General features: G+C 37.6%; 1 protein-coding gene. It reads left to right on the forward strand.

Annotated elements, in window-relative coordinates; genetic code table 11:
- Nucleotides 1-255: sugar phosphate nucleotidyltransferase (locus KVT27_RS25375; protein ID WP_254636294.1), on the forward strand; the 255-nt coding region annotated here is incomplete at both ends.

Consider the following 255-nt stretch of genomic DNA (forward strand, 5'->3'; position numbering starts at 1 on the left):
CAGGCTCTATTTGAGCATCATCAGGCAAAGAATGCTAAAGCAACAATTTTAACTGCAATTGCGGAAAACCCAACTGGCTATGGTCGTATTTTACGTAGCGAGAATGGGCAAGTAGAGCAAATTGTTGAACAAAAGGATGCTACAGCAGCACAGCAATTAGTAAAAGAAATAAACTCGGGCACATATTGCTTTGATAACAAGTTGCTATTTGAAACATTAAAATTAGTGAAAAATGACTACGCTCAAGGTGAATAC

The sequence above is a fragment of the Lysinibacillus sp. GbtcB16 genome (assembly GCF_019091145.1).
Classification (GTDB): domain Bacteria; phylum Bacillota; class Bacilli; order Bacillales_A; family Planococcaceae; genus Lysinibacillus; species Lysinibacillus fusiformis.